Annotated in this window: 18 protein-coding genes; 14 read left to right on the top strand and 4 right to left on the bottom strand. The window is 72.0% G+C overall.

Going from position 1 to position 19,167, the window contains the following annotated elements; translation table 11 throughout:
- Window positions 1-253 precede the first annotated feature (253 nt).
- The 4 genes from IEY20_RS10400 (at window position 254) to IEY20_RS10385 (ending at window position 5,431) form a co-directional block, all read left to right on the top strand.
- Window positions 254-1,540 (top strand): MFS transporter, encoded by a 1,287-nt coding sequence (locus IEY20_RS10400; RefSeq protein ID WP_175328832.1) that lies wholly within the window; start codon window positions 254-256, stop codon window positions 1,538-1,540.
- 26 nt (window positions 1,541-1,566) lie between these two features.
- On the top strand, window positions 1,567-2,343 hold the full coding sequence (locus tag IEY20_RS10395; RefSeq protein WP_175328831.1) for an SDR family oxidoreductase: 777 nt from the start codon (window positions 1,567-1,569) through the stop codon (window positions 2,341-2,343).
- 152 nt (window positions 2,344-2,495) lie between these two features.
- On the top strand, window positions 2,496-4,013 hold the full coding sequence (locus IEY20_RS10390) for an FAD-binding oxidoreductase (protein ID WP_175328830.1): 1,518 nt from the start codon (window positions 2,496-2,498) through the stop codon (window positions 4,011-4,013).
- Entirely contained in the window at window positions 4,010-5,431 is a 1,422-nt protein-coding gene (locus IEY20_RS10385; protein WP_175328829.1) for an FGGY-family carbohydrate kinase, read from the top strand. The genes IEY20_RS10390 and IEY20_RS10385 overlap by 4 nt, the downstream gene beginning before the upstream one ends.
- Before the next feature lie 311 nt (window positions 5,432-5,742).
- Here the strand turns inward: IEY20_RS10385 and IEY20_RS10380 are convergent, their stop codons facing one another.
- The 3 genes from IEY20_RS10380 to idi all read right to left on the bottom strand — a co-directional run bounded on the left by IEY20_RS10380 (window position 5,743) and on the right by idi (window position 8,357).
- The gene (locus IEY20_RS10380) at window positions 5,743-6,792 is read right to left on the bottom strand and encodes a magnesium and cobalt transport protein CorA (RefSeq protein ID WP_175328828.1); all 1,050 of its coding nucleotides are present in this window, start codon (window positions 6,790-6,792) and stop codon (window positions 5,743-5,745) included.
- Between the two features lie 248 nt (window positions 6,793-7,040).
- Window positions 7,041-7,637 carry a glycerol-3-phosphate responsive antiterminator gene (locus IEY20_RS10375; RefSeq protein ID WP_204620623.1) on the bottom strand — a complete coding sequence of 199 codons (597 nt, stop codon included), beginning with the start codon at window positions 7,635-7,637 and terminating at the stop codon, window positions 7,041-7,043.
- Window positions 7,638-7,814: 177 nt separating this feature from the next.
- The gene (gene idi / locus IEY20_RS10370; protein WP_175328827.1) at window positions 7,815-8,357 is read right to left on the bottom strand and encodes an isopentenyl-diphosphate Delta-isomerase; all 543 of its coding nucleotides are present in this window, start codon (window positions 8,355-8,357) and stop codon (window positions 7,815-7,817) included.
- A 21-nt stretch (window positions 8,358-8,378) separates the two neighbouring features.
- Between idi and IEY20_RS10365 the strand changes: the two genes are divergently transcribed.
- From IEY20_RS10365 to IEY20_RS10320, 10 genes are all read left to right on the top strand, one after another.
- A complete protein-coding gene (locus IEY20_RS10365) occupies window positions 8,379-9,437 on the top strand; it encodes a polyprenyl synthetase family protein (protein ID WP_175328826.1) in 1,059 nt (352 codons plus the stop codon).
- Window positions 9,434-10,354 (top strand): phytoene/squalene synthase family protein, encoded by a 921-nt coding sequence (locus IEY20_RS10360; protein WP_175328825.1) that lies wholly within the window; start codon window positions 9,434-9,436, stop codon window positions 10,352-10,354. The genes IEY20_RS10365 and IEY20_RS10360 overlap by 4 nt, the downstream gene beginning before the upstream one ends.
- Window positions 10,351-11,979 (top strand): phytoene desaturase family protein, encoded by a 1,629-nt coding sequence (gene crtI / locus IEY20_RS10355; RefSeq protein WP_372379252.1) that lies wholly within the window; start codon window positions 10,351-10,353, stop codon window positions 11,977-11,979. The genes IEY20_RS10360 and crtI overlap by 4 nt, the downstream gene beginning before the upstream one ends.
- A complete protein-coding gene (locus IEY20_RS10350) occupies window positions 11,979-12,311 on the top strand; it encodes a lycopene cyclase domain-containing protein (RefSeq protein ID WP_022903042.1) in 333 nt (110 codons plus the stop codon). Before crtI ends, IEY20_RS10350 begins: the two co-directional genes overlap by 1 nt.
- Window positions 12,308-12,760: a lycopene cyclase domain-containing protein gene (locus IEY20_RS10345; protein WP_229727993.1), complete on the top strand. Its 453-nt coding sequence runs from the start codon at window positions 12,308-12,310 to the stop codon at window positions 12,758-12,760. Before IEY20_RS10350 ends, IEY20_RS10345 begins: the two co-directional genes overlap by 4 nt.
- Window positions 12,757-13,674, top strand: a complete 918-nt coding sequence (locus IEY20_RS10340; protein ID WP_031273034.1) for a prenyltransferase — start codon at window positions 12,757-12,759, stop codon at window positions 13,672-13,674. The genes IEY20_RS10345 and IEY20_RS10340 overlap by 4 nt, the downstream gene beginning before the upstream one ends.
- A 137-nt stretch (window positions 13,675-13,811) precedes the next feature.
- Window positions 13,812-14,855, top strand: a complete 1,044-nt coding sequence (locus IEY20_RS10335; RefSeq protein WP_175328824.1) for a Gfo/Idh/MocA family protein — start codon at window positions 13,812-13,814, stop codon at window positions 14,853-14,855.
- Between the two features lie 271 nt (window positions 14,856-15,126).
- Entirely contained in the window at window positions 15,127-15,651 is a 525-nt protein-coding gene (locus IEY20_RS10330; RefSeq protein WP_175328823.1) for a hypothetical protein, read from the top strand.
- A gap of 6 nt (window positions 15,652-15,657) precedes the next feature.
- Window positions 15,658-16,689: a YihY/virulence factor BrkB family protein gene (locus tag IEY20_RS10325; protein WP_175328822.1), complete on the top strand. Its 1,032-nt coding sequence runs from the start codon at window positions 15,658-15,660 to the stop codon at window positions 16,687-16,689.
- 122 nt (window positions 16,690-16,811) lie between these two features.
- Entirely contained in the window at window positions 16,812-17,510 is a 699-nt protein-coding gene (locus IEY20_RS10320) for an SDR family oxidoreductase (RefSeq protein WP_175328821.1), read from the top strand.
- Between the two features lie 3 nt (window positions 17,511-17,513).
- Here the strand turns inward: IEY20_RS10320 and IEY20_RS10315 are convergent, their stop codons facing one another.
- Window positions 17,514-19,091, bottom strand: a complete 1,578-nt coding sequence (locus IEY20_RS10315; RefSeq protein ID WP_188889118.1) for an ABC-F family ATP-binding cassette domain-containing protein — start codon at window positions 19,089-19,091, stop codon at window positions 17,514-17,516.
- Between the last annotated feature and the right edge of the window lie 76 nt (window positions 19,092-19,167).

Raw genomic sequence — 19,167 nt, 5'->3', positions numbered from 1 at the left:
CGGGCCTGATCATTATGCACGTCCACGTGCCGAGCGCCACCCGGGAGCCGGGAGCAGGTTGTGCCGTCCGACCGACCTGGGGTAGCGTTCACCCCGTATCCGGCATATCGCGGATCACCACAACTGCAGATCGGCCGTCCGCCCGAGGACGGCAGTCGCTCCAGACCTCAGAGAACAGCGGCACCCGCAGCGCACCAGCGCTGGGGTGTCGCTGTTCTTTTTTTGTCCCCCCGATCACCACGAAGGAGTGGTCTTGACCAAGTCCCGCAGACTGACGAGCTTCATCGTCCTGTCGATGACCGGTGGCGCGATCTTCCAGGTCGCCTACATCCGGTTCGTCTTCCTCGCCGACACGGCGCACGCCCTCGGTCTCTCGATCCAGCGCTACGGCGAGGTGACGAGCATCTTCGGCGCCGTCGCCGTGGTCATGTACTTCTGCGGCGGGTGGTTCGCCGACCGGTTCTCGCCGAAGGTCCTCATCGTGGTCGCACTGGCCGGCATGGGGGTCGTCGACCTCTGGCTGTCGACCGTGCCGGACGAGACCGGCGTCGTCGTGGCGCACGTGCTCATGGCGGTGCTCGGCATGGGCCTCTACTGGTCGTCGCTGGTCAAGCTCGTGTCGATGCTCGGCTCGGCGGATGAGCAGGGGTGGCTGTTCGGCTGGCTCGAGGGCATCCGCGGCATCACGTCGACGGTGGTCGGGTTCGTCGGCGCCGCCGTCGTGGCCGCGGCGATCGCCGAGTCCGCCGGCGTCCTCGCGGTGATGCGGATCTACGGCGTGCTCTGCCTCGTGTTCGCGGTGCTGGTCCTGCTCGTCGTGCGGGTCGACCGGGCCGCGCTCGACGGCGTCGGGAAGCAGGCCGTCTCGCTCCGCCAGCTCGTCGCGGCCGCGCGGAACAGGTACACCTGGCTGATCGGCGCCTCGATCATGCTGATGTACTGCTTCTACACGCTGCTCGGGTACCTGACGCCGCTGCTGCAGTACGGCTACGCGGTGCCCGTCGTGCTCCTCGGCGCGATCGGCGTCGTCCGCACCTACGTCTTCCAGATCCTCGGCGGACCGGCCGGCGGCGCGCTCGTCGCCCGCTGGACGAAGTCGTCGCCGGCGTTCCTGCGCTGGGCGTTCGTCGTCGCCGCCGCGAGCGCGCTCGGGTTCCTCCTCGTGCCCCAGCGGCCCGCGCTCGTCTGGGTCGCGGTCGTGCTCATGGTCGTGATGTGCCTCGCGGTGTTCACCGCGCGCGGCGTCTACTGGGCCCAGGTCGGCGAGGTCGAGGTCCCGCTCGCCCAGCGCGGCGGCGTGATCGGGCTGGCGTCCGGCATCGCCTACCTGCCGGACGCGTTCCTGCCCGCCCTGGCGGCCTGGTGGGTCGGCGACCCCGCGAACGACGTCCCGCAGCAGGGCGGCGGCTACACGACGATGTTCGCCGTCCTGCTCGGCGCGGCACTCCTCGGCGTCGTCACCACCACGGTCACGATGCGCCTCCGCGCCCGTGACCGTGCACGCCGCCCGCAGGACGACGCCGTCGTCGCCGCGGCCTGACCTCCACCACGAAAGGACCCCTCCCCATGGACATCCGCGACTTCTCGCTGGACCTCTTCTCCCTCGCGGGCAAGCGCGCCGTCGTCACCGGCGGGAACTCGGGCCTCGGCCAGGCGTTCACGCTCGCCCTCGCCAAGGCCGGCGCGGACGTCTTCGTGCCGAGCGTCGTCGACGACGACGGCACGACCCGCGAGCTCGTCGAGGCCGAGGGACGTCGGTACGCGTTCCTCGAGGTCGACCTCACCGCGCCCGACGCCCCGGAGCGCATCGTCGCCGAGTGCGAGCGTGCCCTCGGCGGCATCGACGTGCTGGTGAACTCGGCGGGCATCTGCCTGCTCGACGACGTCGAGGCGTTCGACCGCGCCAAGTGGGACCCGATGGTCGCGGTCAACCTCACCGCGCCGTTCGCCCTCGGCCACGCGGTCGCGAAGCGCTTCGTCGCGCAGGGCTCCGGGAAGATCATCAACATCGCGTCGCTGTTCGCGTTCCTCGGCGGCCAGTGGTCCCCGGCCTACGCGGCGACGAAGCACGGGATCGTCGGCTTCACGAAGGCGTACTGCGACGAGCTGGCGCAGCACGGCGTCCAGGTGAACGCGATCGCGCCCGGGTACTTCGCCACGAAGATCACCGAGCAGACCCGGTCGAACCCCGAGACGAACCGGCGCGTCCTCGACCACATCCCGGCCGGGCGCTGGGGCGACGTCGCCGACCTCATGGGCGCGACGGTCTTCCTGGCCTCCCGCGCCTCCGACTACGTCAACGGCCACACGCTGACCGTCGACGGGGGATACCTGGTCCGCTAGCGCGACCACCCGGCGGACGCACGGCGCGCGACGACCCGCCACGCGCCTCCCGTCCGACGGCACCCCAGCCACGCACCCAGCGCAACGAACCGCACCCAGCGCAACGAACCGCATCCAGCGCAACGAACCGCACCACCGGAAGGACCACCACCATGATCGAATCGATCGCCACCCTCGACCGGGCCGAGATCCTCGCCCACCTGGCCACCGTCGTCCGCCCCGAGCAGATCGACACCGACGAGCAGCACCTGCTCGACGCCAGTGTCGACCGCTTCAAGAAGTACCAGGCGGTGCACGGCATCCACGACGCCCCGACCCCCGTCGCCATCGTCAACGCGGAGTCCACCGAGGACGTCGCCGCCGTCCTCGCCTTCGCCGACGAGCACCTCGTCAACGTCGTCCCGCGGACCGGTCGCACCGGCACCGAGGGCGGCCTCGAGACGAGTGTCGTGGACACGATCGTGCTGGACTGCTCCCGCATGGACGCGGTGCTGCGCATCGACCCCGAGAACATGCAGGCCACCCTGCAGGCGGGGGTGCCGCTCCAGCGCCTCGAGGACGAGCTCCGACAGCAGGGCCTGACCACGGGCCACTCGCCCCAGTCCAAGCCGCTCGCGCAGTACGGCGGGCTCGTCGCGACCCGGTCGATCGGGCAGTTCTCGACGCTGTACGGCGCGATCGAGGACATGGTCGTCGGACTCGAGGCCGTGTTCCCCGGTGGCCGGGTGCGCCGGATCAAGGCCGTGCCGCGCCGGTCCGCCGGGCCGGACATCCGCCACGTCGTCATCGGCAACGAGGGCGCCCTCTGCGTCATCACCGAGGTCACGATCAAGGTGTTCCGGTACCAGCCGGAGAACAACGAGTTCCACGGCGCACTCGTCGACGACATGCGGACCGGCATCGCGATCCTCCGCGAGGTCATCGTGAACGGCTTCCACCCGTCGGTCGTCCGCCTCTACTCGCCGGAGGACGCGAACCAGCACTTCTCGCACTTCTCGAACGGCAAGTGCGTGGTCGTGTTCGTCGCCGAGGGCCCGGCCGGGATCGTCCGTGCGACCTCCGCGGAGATCCAGCGCGTCCTCGGCCAGCACCCGCACGAGCCGGTCGACCCGGCACTCATCGAGGCGTGGTTCGACCAGCTCAACTGGGGGCAGGACAAGATCGACGCCGAGAAGCGCACGATGCTCCAGGACCGCCACCTCGGCTACACCACCGAGATCTCGGCGGACTGGTCGGCCGTGTGCGACGTGTACGACGCCGTGATGCACCGCATCCGGACCGAGTACCCGCACGCCGACGACCTCACGATGCTCGGCGGCCACTCCTCGCACAGCTACCAGACCGGCACGAACATGTACTTCGTGTACGACTACCGGATCGACTGCTCCCCGGAGGAGGAGATCGAGAAGTACCACATCCCGCTCAACGCGATCATCGTGGAGGAAGCCCTGCGCCACGGCGGATCGATGGTCCACCACCACGGCGTCGGCAAGTACCGCACGCCCTGGGTCGAGGAGGAGCACGGTTCGGCCTTCGCGATCATGCGGGGGCTCAAGGAGCAGTTCGACCCGAAGGGCATCATGAACAAGGGCACGATCTTCCCGGCCCCCGGTGCGATCCAGCCGGCCGCGGCAGACCCGGACACGCGGTTCGGGAACGTCCGCGCATGACCCGGTACCTCGTCGGCATCGACAACGGCTCGCAGTCGTCGAAGGTCACGGTCTTCGACGAGCGGGGCGGGGTCGTCGCCGAGGGGCGGGTCCCGCTGCGGCCGAACCACACGCCGGAGCCGGGTGTGGTCGAGCACCCCGACGACGACCTCTGGGACTCGATCGCGGCGGCGTGCCGACTCGCGATGGCGGCCTTCCCGGGCGACCCGTCCGACATCGTCGGCGTCGGCCTCTGCACGATCCGGTTCTGCCGGGCCGTGCTGCGCGCCGACGGGTCCCTCGCGCAGCCCGTGATGAGTTGGATGGACGCCCGGGTCGGCGGCCCGTTCGTGGCGGAGCACGACGACGTGGCGTACGTCACGACGTCGTCCGGGTACGTCACCCACCGGCTGACCGGTGCCTTCCGGGACACCGCGGCGAACTACCAGGGCTCGTGGCCGATCGACACGGACACCTGGCGGTGGGCGGACGACCCGGCCCGGTACGCGGCGACGGGCCTGGACCGGTCGCAGCTCTTCGAGCTCGTCGACCCCGGCGCGGTCCTCGGCACCGTGACGGCGGACGCGGCGGCGGCGACCGGGCTCCCGGAAGGGCTGCCCGTGGTCGCGACGGCGAACGACAAGGCGGTCGAGGCCCTCGGGTGCGGACTCCTCGACCCGTCGACGCTGCTCGTCTCGCTCGGCACGTACATCGCCGGTATGTCGGTGGGGGAGCGGAACATCACGTCGGCCACCGACTTCTGGACGAACTTCGGCTCCGAGCCCGGCCGCTGGCTCTACGAGTCCGGCGGCATCCGTCGGGGGATGTGGACGGTCAGCTGGTTCCGGGACCTGCTCGGGCCCGGTGCTGTCGCCGCGGCCGGAGACGAGCGCGTCGAGGACGTCCTGAACCGCGAGGCCGCGCAGGTGCCGCCCGGGTCGGACGGCCTGCTGACGGTGCTCGACTGGCTCGCGCCGACGGACGCCCCGTTCCGCAAGGGCTCGATGCTCGGGTTCGACGGTCGGCAGGGGCGCGCCCACGTGTACCGGTCGATCCTCGAGGGCATCGCCATGACGATGCGCAACCGGGCCGACGCGATGGGCACCGAGCTCGGCACGTGCTACGAGCGCGTCGTGGTCTCGGGCGGCGGCTCGTCCTCGGACCTCATGATGCAGGTCATGGCCGACGTGTTCCAGCGGCCCACGATCCGGGTGGTCGGGGACAGCGCCGCGGGCCGCGGTGCAGCCATCTGCGCCGCCGTCGCGACCGGCGTGCACCCGTCGTTCGACGCGGCGGCGGCCGCGATGGTCGTCGAGCGCGACCGGTTCGCGCCGGACCCGGAGCACGCCGCGGTGTACGACGCGCTGCGTGCGGTGCACGCGGACGTCACCGCGCACACCGACGCGGTCTACCGCCGGACGGCGGCCATCGTCGGCTGACGTGACAGTTCACGGGCCTGGAGGCGCGGTGTCGGCCGGCACCGCGCCTCCAGGCCGTCAGCGGTCGCGCCCGCGACCCGCGGTCCTGGTCTTGGTCCGCGACGCAGGTCCGTGACCCGCGGTCGCAGTCGCGGTCCTGGTCCTGGTCCGCGACGCACGTCCGCGGTCCTGGTCGCGGAACCGGTCGCCTCGCGCGCCCGATCTCGACCGTTCGTGCGACCACGACAGCACGCACGCGGCGCGTCCTGCGACCAGCACACGTGCGTCGTGGGCCAGCGAACAGGGCACAGGCGCACCCGCGCCGGTTTCGCCTACAACCAGTCGCGCTTGCGGAAGACCGCCCAGAGGAGTGCCATGAGGACGAGCATCGCGACGATCGCGATCGGGTAGCCGAACCGCCAGTGGAGCTCCGGCATGTCGTCGAAGTTCATGCCGTAGATGCCGGCGATGAGTCCGGGAGCGAAGAGGATCGCCGCCCACGAGGAGATCTTCTTGACTTCCTCGCCCTGCCGGTGGGCCGCGCGGGCGAGCTGCCGGCTCTCCTCGCCCTGGGCCAGGCTCGCGCTCGTCATGCGGCGCATGGCCTCGTTCTGCTCCTGGGTGACGAGCGTCGAGTGGAGCGTCAGGGCGTTCTCGAGCAGCGCTCGGAAGGAGTCCACGCGCTCGGTGACCCGGAGCGCGTGGTCGAACACGTTCCGCAGGCGGTGCTGGACCTCTTCGTCGACGCCGTACTTGTCCGCACCGCGGAGGAGACCCTTGACCATCGACGGCACTGGGCTCGTCGCCCGTTGGAAGCCGAGCACCTCGCTGAGCAGCTGGTAGATGCGCTTCGACACGCCCGGGTCGACCTGTCCGGCGAAGAGCTGGTCCTCGATGGCGTCGATCTCCTCCTGCAGGATCTCGACGATCGGGGCGTAGCCGTCCACGACCTCGTCGAGCACCGCGGCGGTGACGGCCTCCGAGCCGCGCGCGAGGAAGTCCGGGTCGGCCTCGCACCGTGCCCGGAGCGCGGCGAGGTCGGGGCGCTCGGCGTGCCGGACGCTGACCACGAACCGGGCGCCGACGAAGAGGTGGACCTCGCCGAAGCGGACCTCCGCGGCCGAGCGGTCGTACCACGCGGGCCGGAGGACGAGGAAGAGGGTGTCGCCGTACCGCTCGAGCTTCGCGCGCTGGTGACCCTTGCGGGCGTCCTCCACCGCGTTCTCGTGCAGGTCGAACTCGGTCGCGACCGCGGCGAGCTCGGACGGGTCGGGACGGAGCAGGCCGATCCACGCGAGGTCGCCCCGGGTCGGGCGTGACGGGGTCGACGGTGAGTCGACGCGGCGTCCTCCGACGTAGACGGCGTTGTCGATCAGTGCCATGGCACGCTCCTCGTGATCGGGAGCAGGCCGGCGCGAACCGCCCGTGGGCGGTCGGGGATCAGCGGACGGGCGTGCAGATCCGCCGGGGCAGGATCCGTCGGCCCGATCGAGGATGGTCACCCGACATCGCGCCTCACCTGCCCTTCTGGTGGTCCGTGGGCTGCCTCGTGCAGCCGACGTCCGAGCCTACGCCCGCCCTCGCCGCGCGTCGACCCGTGCGGCGACCGTGGAGCGGAGTGTGAGTGCCTTCACATGTCCCAGACGTCACGGTCCGACGAGGCGACGGCGACCGCTCCGGCGCCGAGCGCGGCCATGACGTCGGCCTTGTCGCACACGAGTCCGCCGGCGATGATCGGGACGTCGGTGTCGGCGCGGAGCCAGGTGATCACGCGGGGCATGCAGCCGGGGAGGATCTCGATCGCGTCCGGCCGGGCCTGTTCGACGACGCGCGGGAGCTGGTGGTACGAGAACGAGTCGACGAGGAAGAACCGCTGCACCGCGACCAGCCCGGCTCGCCCGGCGGCGCGGACGAGGTTCGACTTGGTCGACAGGACACCGTCGGCCCGGGTGTGCGTGGCGAGCCAGGTCACCACGACGTCGCGTGTGGAGAACCCGTCGAGCAGGTCCACGTCGACGAGGACGGTCTTCCCGGCGTCCTTCGCCCGTGCCACGACGTCGGCGATGTCGAGCACGCTGCCGAAGAGCACGAACACCACGGCCCGGTCCGACGCGAGGACGTCGTCGAGCGCAGCGGCGTCCTTCACGCTCGCGATGACGGGGTCGTCGTGCAGGGCGTCGAGCACGGCCTGAGCGGCGCGGGCGGTGTCGCGGTCCGTCGTGGTCACGGTCACCATCCTCCCGCTCCGGCGCTGGGCGGCGGCTGGTCGGCGGCCCGAGTCTCGCGGGCCCTTGCCCGGGTCTCGGCGTGAGCGACCGTTCTCGTGCGCCGACGCCCGAACAGTGTCGCCGAGCGCGAGACTCGGCCTCCGCGCCGGCGGCGCGGCGCGGGCGGCGCCGGCGCGCTACGGGGTGATGCGCAGCCCGGCACGCTCGGTCTCCGCGAGCTGCCAGCCGAGCCAGGGGCTCCACGCGAAGGGCGCACCGGTCACCGACGCCCGGAGCTCGTCCTCCGAGACCCAGGCGTACTCCGCGACCTCGTCGTCCGCGGGCGCGGGCACGTCGTCGGTCACGGCACGGAACACCGGGCAGACCTCGTTCTCGACGATGCCCGAGGCATCGACCGCGCGGTACCGGAAGTCGGGCAGGACGGACTCGACGTCACGGACGGTGATGCCGAGTTCGCGGGACGCCCGCCGGGCGATGGCGTCCTCAAACGACTCGTCCGGCCCGGGATGACCGCAGAAGGTGTTCGTCCACACCCCCGGCCAGGTCTTCTTCGAGAGCGCGCGACGGGTCACGAGGACCTGCCCCGCGGTGTTCCGCACGTGGCACGAGAAGGCCAGGTGGAGGGGCGTGTGGTCGGTGTGCACCGTGAACTTGTCCGCCGTCCCGACCGGGGTACGGTCGTCGGCCAGCAGCACCACGGATTCAGGAAAAGTCGTCATCTGCACCGATAGGTTAGGCCAATGAGCGAGGAAGCGACCACCGTGGCGCAGAACGACCTCGAGCTCGTCGACCACTGCCTCGAGCGCTTCTTCTCCGTGTCGAGTGCCCGAGCGGAGCGCTACGGCGGGCCGAACCCGGAGCTGTGGCGCGTGCTGCGCAGGGCGAGCATGGGCGGCAAGCGGTTCCGTCCCCGCATGGTCCTCACGGCCTACACCGCCCTCGGCGGCACGGACACGGCGGCCGCGGTGCAGGTCGGCGCCGCCTACGAACTCCTGCACACCGCCCTCGTGGTGCACGACGACGTCATCGACCGCGACTGGTCACGCCGTGGTCAGCCGAACGTCGCCGGGTCCTTCCGCGACACCGGCACGACCGGCGGCCTCCCGCTGCCCACGGCCGAGCACCGGGGCACGAGCGCGGCCGTGATCGCCGGGGACCTCGCGCTCGCGGCAGCCCCGCGCTTCATCGAGGCCTCCGGGGTCACCGGGGAACGCCGGGCCCGCCTGCTCGACATCTTCGACGAGGCCGTGTTCGCGAGCGCCGCGGGCGAGATGGCCGACGTCGACCTCGCGCTCGGCCCGATGCCGACCGTGGACGAGGTCCTCGCCATGGAGCGCGCGAAGACGAGCGTCTACTCGTTCGAGGCGCCCCTGCAGTCCGGCGCCGTGCTCGCCGGTGCCCCGGAGCCGGTGATCGCGGCGCTCGGGGCCTTCGGCCGGGAGATCGGCATCGCGTACCAGGTCGTCGACGACCTCCTCGGGGTGTTCGGCGCCGAGGCCGAGACCGGCAAGACCGTGCTCGGCGACCTGCGCGAAGGCAAGCGGACGGTGCTCATCGCGCACGCCGCATCGACCGACTGCTGGCCGGAGCTCTCGCAGCACCTGGGCGACCCGGGCCTCACCGAGGAGCGGGCGGCCGAGTTGCGTGCCACCCTGGTGTCGTGCGGTGCGAAGTCCGCGGCGGAACAGCGCGTCGCCGAGCACACCGCCCTGGCCCGCGCCGAGCTCGCGGGCCTGCCGTACGACCTCGCCGACCGACTGGAGTGCATCGTGACCGAACTCGTGGAGCGCGCCCGGTGATCACCGAGCACCACCTGCACCGCGACCGCTCCGCCCGACTCCCGCTCTACGACGCGACCGCCGAGGCTGCGTCCGGCGTCGTCATCGACCGGTACTCGACCTCGTTCGGGTTGGCCTCGCGCCTGCTCCGGAAGGACGCCCGGGAGCACATCCGCAACGTCTACGCGCTGGTCCGGGTGGCCGACGAGGTCGTGGACGGCCCGGCGACCGAGGCCGGGCTCGACCGCGATCTGGCCCGGACCGTCCTGGACGAGCTCGAGCGCGACACCGAGCGCGCGATCGAGCTGGGGTTCTCGACCAACCCCGTCGTGCACGCCTTCGCCCGGTCGGCGCGAGTGACCGGCTTCGGCCCGGAGCTCACCCGTCCGTTCTTCGCGTCGATGCGGATGGACCTCGACCGCACGGTGCACGACGACGCCTCCTTCCGGGAGTACGTGTACGGCTCGGCCGAGGTCGTCGGCCTCATGTGCCTCCGGGCGTTCGTGTACCGCGCGGGACGCCCGACGTTCGACGACGCCGTGCTCGTCGACGGTGCCCGGGCACTCGGTGCCGCGTTCCAGAAGGTGAACTTCCTCCGGGACCTGCACGCCGACTTCGAGGTGCTCGGCCGCTCGTACTTCCCCGGCGTCGACATCCGCACCTTCGACGAGGCCACGAAGGCCCGGCTCGTCGCCGACGTGCGCGCCGACCTCGACCGCGCCGCGATGACGATCCCGCTGCTGCCGCGCGACGCCCGACACGCGGTCGGCCTGGCGCACGCGTTGTTCCACGAACTCAACGAGCGCATCGACGGCACCCCCGCGGCGAAGCTCGTGGCGACGCGCGTGCGCGTCCCGAACCCCGTCAAGGCGCGGCTGGTCGCGCAGGTCCTGTCCGGCCGTGGGCCGGCCACCCGTCGGCCAGGAGGCTCGTCGTGACCCCGCCCCGTGCCTCCCGTCCGACCGGCTCCGCGTCCACCACCCGGCGCAAGGTGCCCGTCCGTCGCGCCGTCGTCATCGGCGGCGGCATCAGCGGACTCGCGTCCGCCGCGCTGCTCGCCCGTGACGGCTACGCCGTCACGCTGCTCGAGCAGCGCACGCAGCTCGGCGGCCGAGCGGGGTCGTGGGAGCGGGACGGCTTCCGGTTCGACACCGGCCCCTCGTGGTACCTCATGCCCGAGGTGTTCGACCACTTCTTCCAGCTGCTGGGCACCACCGCCGCGGAGCAGCTCGACCTCGTCACGCTCGACCCCGGGTACCGGGTGTACTCGGAGGGGCACGACGAGCCGCTCGACCTCCGCGCGGACAAGGAACAGAACATCGCGCTCTTCGAGTCGGTCGAACCCGGCGCGGGCGAGCGCATCCGGAAGTACCTCGACTCCGCCGAGGAGACCTACGCCATGGCGGTGCGGCGGTTCCTCTACACGAGCTTCCAGGACCTCCGGAAGCTCGCCGCTCCCGACGTCCTCCGGCGCCTGCCGAAGCTCCTGCGCCTGCTCACCGAGCCCCTCGCCAAGTACGCCGAGACCGCCGTGCGCGACCGTCGGCTGTGGCAGGTGCTCGGCTACCCTGCCGTGTTCCTCGGCACGAGCCCGTACCAGGCGCCGAGCATGTACCACCTGATGAGCCACCTCGACCTGGCCGACGGCGTGCAGTACCCGAAGGGCGGCATACACGAGATCATCACCGCGATCGGTCGGCTCGCCCGTGCCGAGGGCGCGCAGGTCATCGCCGGCGCGAAGGTGGAGCGGATCCTCGTCGAGGACGGCCACGTCACCGGTGTCGTGCACCGCGACCGGGACGGCGGCCAGCACGTCGCGCCCGCCGACCTCGTCGTGAGCGCCGCGGACCTCCGGCACACCGAGCTGCAGCTGCTCGGCCCCGAGCACCGCACCTACCCCGCGAAGCACTGGCAGAAGCGCGACCCCGGGCCGTCCGCCGTGCTCGTCTACCTCGGGGTCGACGGGCCCGTGCCGGGGCTCCTGCACCACACCCTCGTGTTCACCGCCGACTGGCACGCGAACTTCGGCGCGATCTTCGGCAAGGACCGTCACGTCCCCGACCCTGCGTCGATCTACGTGTGCGCGCCGAGCGAGACCGACTCGACGGTCGCCCCGCCCGGGTCGAGCAACCTCTTCGTCCTCGTGCCGCTGCCCGCGGACGTGTCGATCGGCAAGGGCGGGATCGACGGCGCCGGCGACTTCGAGGTCGAGCGCATCGCCGACCGGGCCATCGACGTCATCGCGGAACGCGCCGGCGTGCCCGACCTCCGTGACCGCATCCGGGTGCGCCGGACCATCGGCCCGCAGGACTTCGCGGACGACCTCAACGCGTGGAGCGGGTCGATGCTCGGGCCGGCGCACACGCTCCGGCAGAGCGCGTTCTTCCGCGAGCCGAACCGGTCGAGGAAGGTCGACGGGCTGTACTACGTCGGCGCCTCGACGACGCCGGGGATCGGTCTGCCGATGTGCCTGATCAGCGCCGAGGTCCTGCTCAAGCGCATCCACGGCGACACCAGCACGGAGCCGCTGCCGACGCCGCTGGTGCGGGACGCGGCGGTCTGATGCCGGGGCTGTACCTCGCCGGGCTGGTCGTGTCGCTCGTCGGCATGACCGTGCTCGACGCCCGCTTCCGGCTGTTCTTCTGGCGGGCGCCGTGGCGGGCGGCAGCGGTGACGGCGATCGGGATGGTGTTCTTCGTCGTGTGGGACGTCGCCGGGGTCGCCGCCGGCATCTTCTTCATCGGGCCGCAGCGGGTGTTGACCGGGCTCGTCGTCGCGCCGGAGGTCCCCGTCGAGGAGCTCTTCTTCCTCCTGCTCCTCTGCTACACGACGATGAACGCGTTCGGCGCGGTGCGGCCGCTCGTGACGCGGGCGCTCGATCGGCGGCGGACGTGACCTCGCACGCCGCCTACGCGCTGCTCGCCGTCCCGTTCCTCGCGGTCGCGGTGGTCGTGGCCGTCCTCGCCGGCGTCGTGTCCGCGCGCCGCGACCGGGTCGCCGGGCGCGCGTCGGGTCCCGGGCGCCGGGCAGCCGTCGTCAGCGCGGTCGTCGCCGGGGTGGTGCTCCTCGTGATGACCATCGTGTTCGACAACGTCATCGTGACGCTGCGCGTGGTGGCGTACGACCCGTCGCTCATCAGCGGTGCGAAGATCGGGGCGATCCCCGTCGAGGACCTCGCGTACTCGATCGGCGCCGTCCTGCTGCTGCCCGCGCTGTGGGTGCTCCTCGACCGCTCCACGTCCTCCGCGCCGACCGCGCGACCGTCCCGCAGCGCGCCCGACGCGCGACCGACCCGCAGCGCGCCCGAGGCGCGACCGTCCGCAGAAGGCGAGCCGACCCCATGACCGCGATCCGTGCCTCCAGGCCGTCGACCCTGCGCGCACTGTTCACGTCCTCGCGTCCGATCAGCTGGGTGAACACCGCCTACCCGTTCGGAGCCGCGTACCTGCTCGGCACCGACGTCTTCGGGGCGACGATCAGCATCGTGACCTTCGTCGTCGGCGTCGTGTACTTCCTCGTCCCGTACAACCTCGCGATGTACGGCATCAACGACGTCTTCGACTACGAGTCCGACCTCCGCAACCCGCGCAAGGGCGGGGTCGAGGGGGCGCTCCTCGACAAGAGCGTGCACCGCACGACGCTGTGGGCCGTCGTCGTCACGAACGTGCCGTTCCTCGTCGCGCTCGTCGTCCTCGGCGGGCTGAGCGGCAACGGCCCGTGGTCGTGGCTCGTCCTCGCGATCAGCGTGTTCGCGGTGATCGCGTACTCGGCACCTGGGCTGCGGTTCAAGGAGAAGCCGTTCCTGGACTCCCTGACGTCGTCGACGCACTTCGTGTCGCCCGCGGTGTACGGCCTCGCGCTCGCCGGGCCGCACTGGACCGGGCAGCTCGTCGCGGTGTGCGTCGCGTTCTTCCTGTGGGGTGTGGCGTCGCACGCGTTCGGCGCCGTGCAGGACGTCCTCGCGGACCGGGCGGGCGGGATCGGTTCGGTCGCGACCGTGATCGGCGCTCGGGCGACCGTGCGGCTGGCGTTCGTGGCGTACGTCGTCGCCGGTGTGGTCCTGCTCTTCTCGGCGTTCCCGGGGCCGATCGCGGCGGTCGTGGTGGTGCCGTACGCGCTCAACGTGCTGCCGTGGTGGAACGTGACGGACGACGGGGCCGAGGCGGCCAACGCGGGCTGGAAGCGGTTCCTCTGGATCAACTACCTCGCGGGGTTCCTCGTGACGATGGCGCTCATCGCGTACGTGTTCGTGCGCTGACGCGGCCGTGTTCGTGCGCTGACGCGGGCGTGGGCGTCCTGCCCGCGGCGCGCGTCGCTCGCTGTCGGTGACGCCTGACAGACTGGACGGACGTGCGCCGTCGACGGTGCACGCGTCGAACACGAAGGAGTGCACGCATGCCGGTCCGCATCATCCACGTCGGTCTCGGAGGGTGGGGCGGCAACTGGGCCCGCACCGCCATCCCCGAGGTGTCGGAGGTCGAGGTGGTCGGCATCGTCGACCCGGTGGCCGCGACGCTCGACGCCGTGCGCACCGACCTGGGTCTGCCGGCGTCCGCCGCGTTCGCGTCCCTCACCGAGGCGCTCGCCGGGGTCGAGGCCGACGCCGTCGTCATCACCGCCCCCGCCGTCACGCACGTGCCGCTCGCGCTCGAGGCCCTCGACGCAGGCAAGCACGTCCTCGTCGAGAAGCCGTTCGCCAACACCGCGGAGGAGGCGGCGACCGCCGTCCGTCGCGCCGAGGAGCTCGGGCTCGTGCTCCAGGTCAGCCAGAACTACCGCTGGTACCCCGCTCCGCGGGTCGTCACCGAGCTGCTCGAGGCGGACGCCGTGGGCGAGGTCGCCACGATCGACGTCGACTTCCGGCAGTGGGACAACGACCTCCCGTTCGAGGAGCACCCGCACTACCGCTTCCCGCACGCGATGATCAACGACATGGCGATCCACCACTTCGACCTGATGCGGATGATCACCGGCCGGGAGCCCGTACGCGTCTACGCCCGCGCCTCCTCGCCGTCGTTCAGCAAGTACCAGGACGAGGCGATCGCGTCGATGCTCATCGAACTCGAGGGCGGGCTCGTCGTGAGCTACCGCGGCAGCTGGCTGTCGCGTGCGCCGCGCACGGCCTGGGCGGGGGAGTGGAGCATCCAGGGTTCGGACGGCGAGCTCTGGTTCACGAGCCGCTCGGGTGAGCCGAACGCCGTGGAGGGAGACCGCGTCACGATCCGTCGCACGCAGGACGACGAGGCCGAGCCGGTGGAGCTGCCGACGATGGAGCACACCGACCGGCAGGGCGGGCTGCAGGCCTTCGCGCGCTCGGTCACGGGCGGTGCGGAGCCGGAGACGAGCGGACGCGACAACCTCCGGAGCCTCGCGGTGATGGAGGCCGCGCAGCGTTCGGCCGAGTCCGGCGTCCCCGAGGACGTCGTCGTCCCGGAGTAGCCGCGCCGCTGTTGCGACCAAGAGCCGGCCTGGAGGCGCGTGGCGGCCGTGCCACGTGCCTCCAGGCCGTCGTGCGGTCACGACCACCCGCGCGACGGCCCCGTCGCTGGGAGGCGAGTCTCGTGCCAGCGGACATGTCTCGCGCCCGAGGGCGCGAGACATGTCGGTCAGCCCGAGTCTCGGGGCGCAGTACCTCCGCGCCGCGCGCCGTCGGCACCGGAGACGCCCTGAACTGTGGGCCGTCGCCGATCAGCCCTGGTAGGCACGACGTATGCCCAACGACAGCCTTCCCGAGCTCGAACTCGCGAACACCCGTGCTCGCGAGGGCATCACCGACACCGTCGCGGAGATCCGCCGCCGTGCCGACCTGCCCGCCCGCACCCGACTCGCGGTCGCGAAGACGCGGCAGCGGTGGCACCGCGACCCCACGCCGCTCGTCGCGATGGGGATCACCGCTGCCGCCGGCATCGCCGCGATCGTCCTCGGAGCGCGGATCGGCCGCACCGACGCCGGGCACCTCGCCCAGCCGCCGGCGTCGACGGCGTTCACGGCCCTGCTGCCGTTCGGCGCGCGCGGTGGCGACGGCCCGGGTGCCGCCGAACAGTCGCAGCCCGGGCGGAAGGGCCGGAAGGCGCGGAAGAAGGCGGCGGAGGAAGCGCTCGAACGCGACCCGATGCACCGCAACCGGGTGAAGCAGCGCGCGGGGATCGCCGCGGTGCAGCGCCGCGCGACCAAGAACCGGAAGCAGGCAGCGAAGCGGTCGAAGCAGGCTGCCAAGGCCGTGGCGAAGGGCTGACCGACGATGGCACGCGAACGCGACAAGCCGTCCGCTGACGACCCGCGGAAGCCCGACGGCCCGACGGACCTCGCGAAGCCGACGGTCTTCTACACGCTGAAGAAGACCCTCCGCGAGTTCTCGAGCGACCAGTGCACCGACCTGGCCGCGAGCCTGACGTACTACACCGTCCTCGCGCTCTTCCCCGGCATCCTGGCCGTGGTCTCGATCCTCGGGCTGGTGTCCGACCCCGGGAAGACCATCAACGACGTGCTGACGGTCGTCACGAACATCGGTGGTGGTGACGTCGCGAAGCTGCTGCAGGGCCCGGTCGAAGGGCTCGTGCGCTCGCCCGCGGCGCCCATCACCTTCATCGTCGGTCTCCTCGGTGCGCTCTGGTCGGCGTCCGGCTACGTCGGCGCGTTCGGCCGGGCGATGAACCGCATCTACAACGTCCGCGAGGGCCGGCCGATCTGGAAGCTCCGCCCGACGATGCTCGGCGTGACGCTGTTCACGGTCGTGCTGCTCGTGCTCGGTCTGGTCGTCCTCGTCAGCGGCCCGCTCGCGAAGACGATCGGCGACGTCATCGGCCTCGGCGACGTCGCCGCGACGGTGCTGCTCATCGTGCAGTGGCCGATCCTGCTCGTCATCGCCGTGATCGTGGTCGCCGTCCTCTACTACTGGGCGCCGAACGTCGAGCAGCCGAAGTTCCGCTGGGTGAGCGGTGGTTCGATCGTCGCGATCCTCATCTGGGTGATCGCGAGCGTCGGCTTCGGGTTCTACGTCGGGAACTTCTCGAACTACAACGCGACGTACGGCTCGCTCGGTGGTGTGATCGTCTTCCTGCTCTGGATCTGGATCACGAACAACGCCCTGCTGTTCGGAGCGGAGTTCGACGCGGAGCTCGAGCGCGGCCGTGAGCTGCAGGCCGGCATCCGCGCCGAGGAGGACATCCAGCTCCCCGAGCGCGACACCCGGCAGATCGAGAAGCAGGACGAGCAGCGCGCGAAGGACGTCCTCGAGGGCATCAGGATCCGGCAGGGCGCCGAGCGCGACTGAGCGGGTCCGCGGCGCACCCGAACGGGGTCGCCTCCGCCTCGTGTCCGGCGGCGACTGACGTCGCACGACCGGCCGGGAGGCACGGTGCGGCCCCGCCACGTCGCATCCGTAGGCTGGTGCGCATGACCGACACCGCGCCTCCCGTCAGCCTGCCCACCGCCCTCGTGACGGGCGCGACCCGCGGGATCGGCCGGGCGATCGCCCTCGACCTCGGGCGGACGCACCACGTGTTCGTCGGCGGCCGCAGCGCCGAGGCCGTCGACGCGCTCGTGGCCGAGCTGCCGCACGCGTCGCCGTTCGTGGGCGACCTCGGCGCGGGGGACGCCCCCGCCCTGCCGGAGCGTCTCGACGTGCTCGTGCACAACGCCGGCGTCGAGGAGGGCACCACCGTCGCCGACACCGAGCGCGCCGTGTGGGAGCGGGTCTTCGCGACGAACGTGTTCGCCGTCGCCGAGCTCACCCGCCGAGCCCTCCCGGCCCTCCGCGCAGCCCGGGGCATCGTCGTGCCGATCAACAGCGGCTCCGGCTTCCACTCGGGCCCCGGCGGCGGGGTGTACGCGGCGTCGAAGTTCGCCCTCCGCGCGTTCGCCGACGCCCTCCGCGAGGAGGAGCGGGCGAACGGCGTCCGGGTGTCGAGCGTGCACCCGGGCCGGACCGACTCGGACATGCAGCGCGCCCTCACCGAGAAGCTCGGCGAGGAGTACGACACCGCCTACTACCTCGCCCCGGAGGACGTCGCCGCCGCGGTCCGCACCGTCGTCGACCTGCCGGAGCGTGGCACGGTGGAGTCGCTCGCGATCCGTCCGACGAAGCGGCACTGACCGTCAGGACAGCTCGACCCTGGTCGTGAGGTCGAGCCGGTCGAGGAACGTCTCGTCGTGGCTCACCACCACGAGCGAGCCCCGGTACGCCCGGAGTGCGTCCACGAGCTGGTCGACGCTCGTCAGGTCGAGGTCGTTCGTCGGCTCGTCGAGCACCAGGAGCTGCGGCGGCGGGTCCGCGAGGACGAGCGCCGCCAACGCGACCCGGAACCGCTCGCCGCCGGACAGGTCGCCCGCCAGCCGCTCGACGGCGTCGCCGCGGACGAGGAACCGGGCCAGCCGGTTCTTCACCTCCGCGTCCGTCGCCGCCGGCGCACCCCGCCGGACGTTGTCGAACACCGTGGCCGCGTCGTCGAGCGAGTCCTTCCGCTGCGGCAGGTAGCCGATCCGGTCGACGTGCGCGGCCGCCCGCGTGTCGGGCAACGGGTGCTCGCGCGCCGCCGGCAGACCGACGAGCTGTTCGAGCAGGGTCGTCTTGCCGACCCCGTTGTCGCCCGTGACCGCGACCCGTTCCGGCCCCTGCACGACGGTGTCCCGCCCGCGGACGGTCACGGTGGCGATCGACCGCGACGCCGGGACGTCCGGGTCCGGGAGCACGACCGTGATCGCCTCGTCCACCCGGACCCGGGCTGCGGCCTCGTGCTTCGCCGTCAGCGCCGCGGCCTCGTCCCCGGCGTACCCGGTGCGCAGTCGACCGGCGGTCTGCTCGGCGTGCTTCCGTCGTTCGTCAGACCACCCCTTCGGCATGTTCTCGGCCGACTTCCGCCCGGCGCGTGCCCGCCGGGCGATCTTCGTCTCGGCCTCGATGCGCTGCCGCTGCTCGGTCCGGTGCCGCTGCTCGGCCACCCGGACCTCACGGAGGGCCGCTGCCTGCTGCACGGCGAGGTGCTCCTCGTACGCGCTGAACGTGCCCCCGAACACCGTCAGCGCCCCGGTCCGGAGTTCGCACGTCTCGTCGACGTGCTCGAGGAGCTCCCGGTCGTGGCTGACCAGCACGAGCGTTCCCGACCAGCCGTCGACCATGTCGAGCAGCACCCCGCGCGCCCGTCGGTCGAGGTTGTTCGTCGGTTCGTCGAGGAACGCGATCGGCGCTCGGCGCATCCGGATCCCGGCGACTGCGACGAGCACGGCCTGCCCACCGGACAGCGTCGACACGGGGCGGTCCAGGTCGGCGCCGTCGAGCCCGAGACCGATGCCGGACAGTGCCGCGGCCGCCTGCTCCTCCACGTCCCAGTCGTCACCGATGGCGTCGAAGTGCGCCGGCGACGCATCGCCGCCGAGGACCGCCCGGAGTGCGGTGACCGTCGGACGGATGCCGAGCAGGTCGGTGACGGTGTCGCCGGGCCGCGCCGCGAGGCGCTGCGGCAGCAGGTCGACGGGACCCGACGTCGTGATCGTGCCCGAGGTGGGGTGGAGCTGCCCCGTGACGAGCCGGACGAGCGTGGACTTGCCCGCCCCGTTCCTCCCGACCAGGGCGGTTCGACCGCGGCCGAAGGCGGCGGTGCAGTGGTCGAGCGCGACGGTGCCGTCGGGCCAGGTGAAGCCGAGGTCGTTCAGGACGACGGACGGACTGATGGGCATGCGGGTGCCTCCCCGGTTGTCGGTGCTGGGCGCACGACACCGGAGCCACCGCCGTGCCGTCGGGCACCGGCGGTGG

Source organism: Curtobacterium luteum (assembly GCF_014646995.1).
In the GTDB taxonomy this organism is placed as follows: Bacteria; Actinomycetota; Actinomycetes; order Actinomycetales; family Microbacteriaceae; genus Curtobacterium; species Curtobacterium luteum.
The sequence above is the reverse complement of the archived record's forward strand: the minus strand, read 5'-3'. Positions and strand labels throughout refer to the sequence as shown.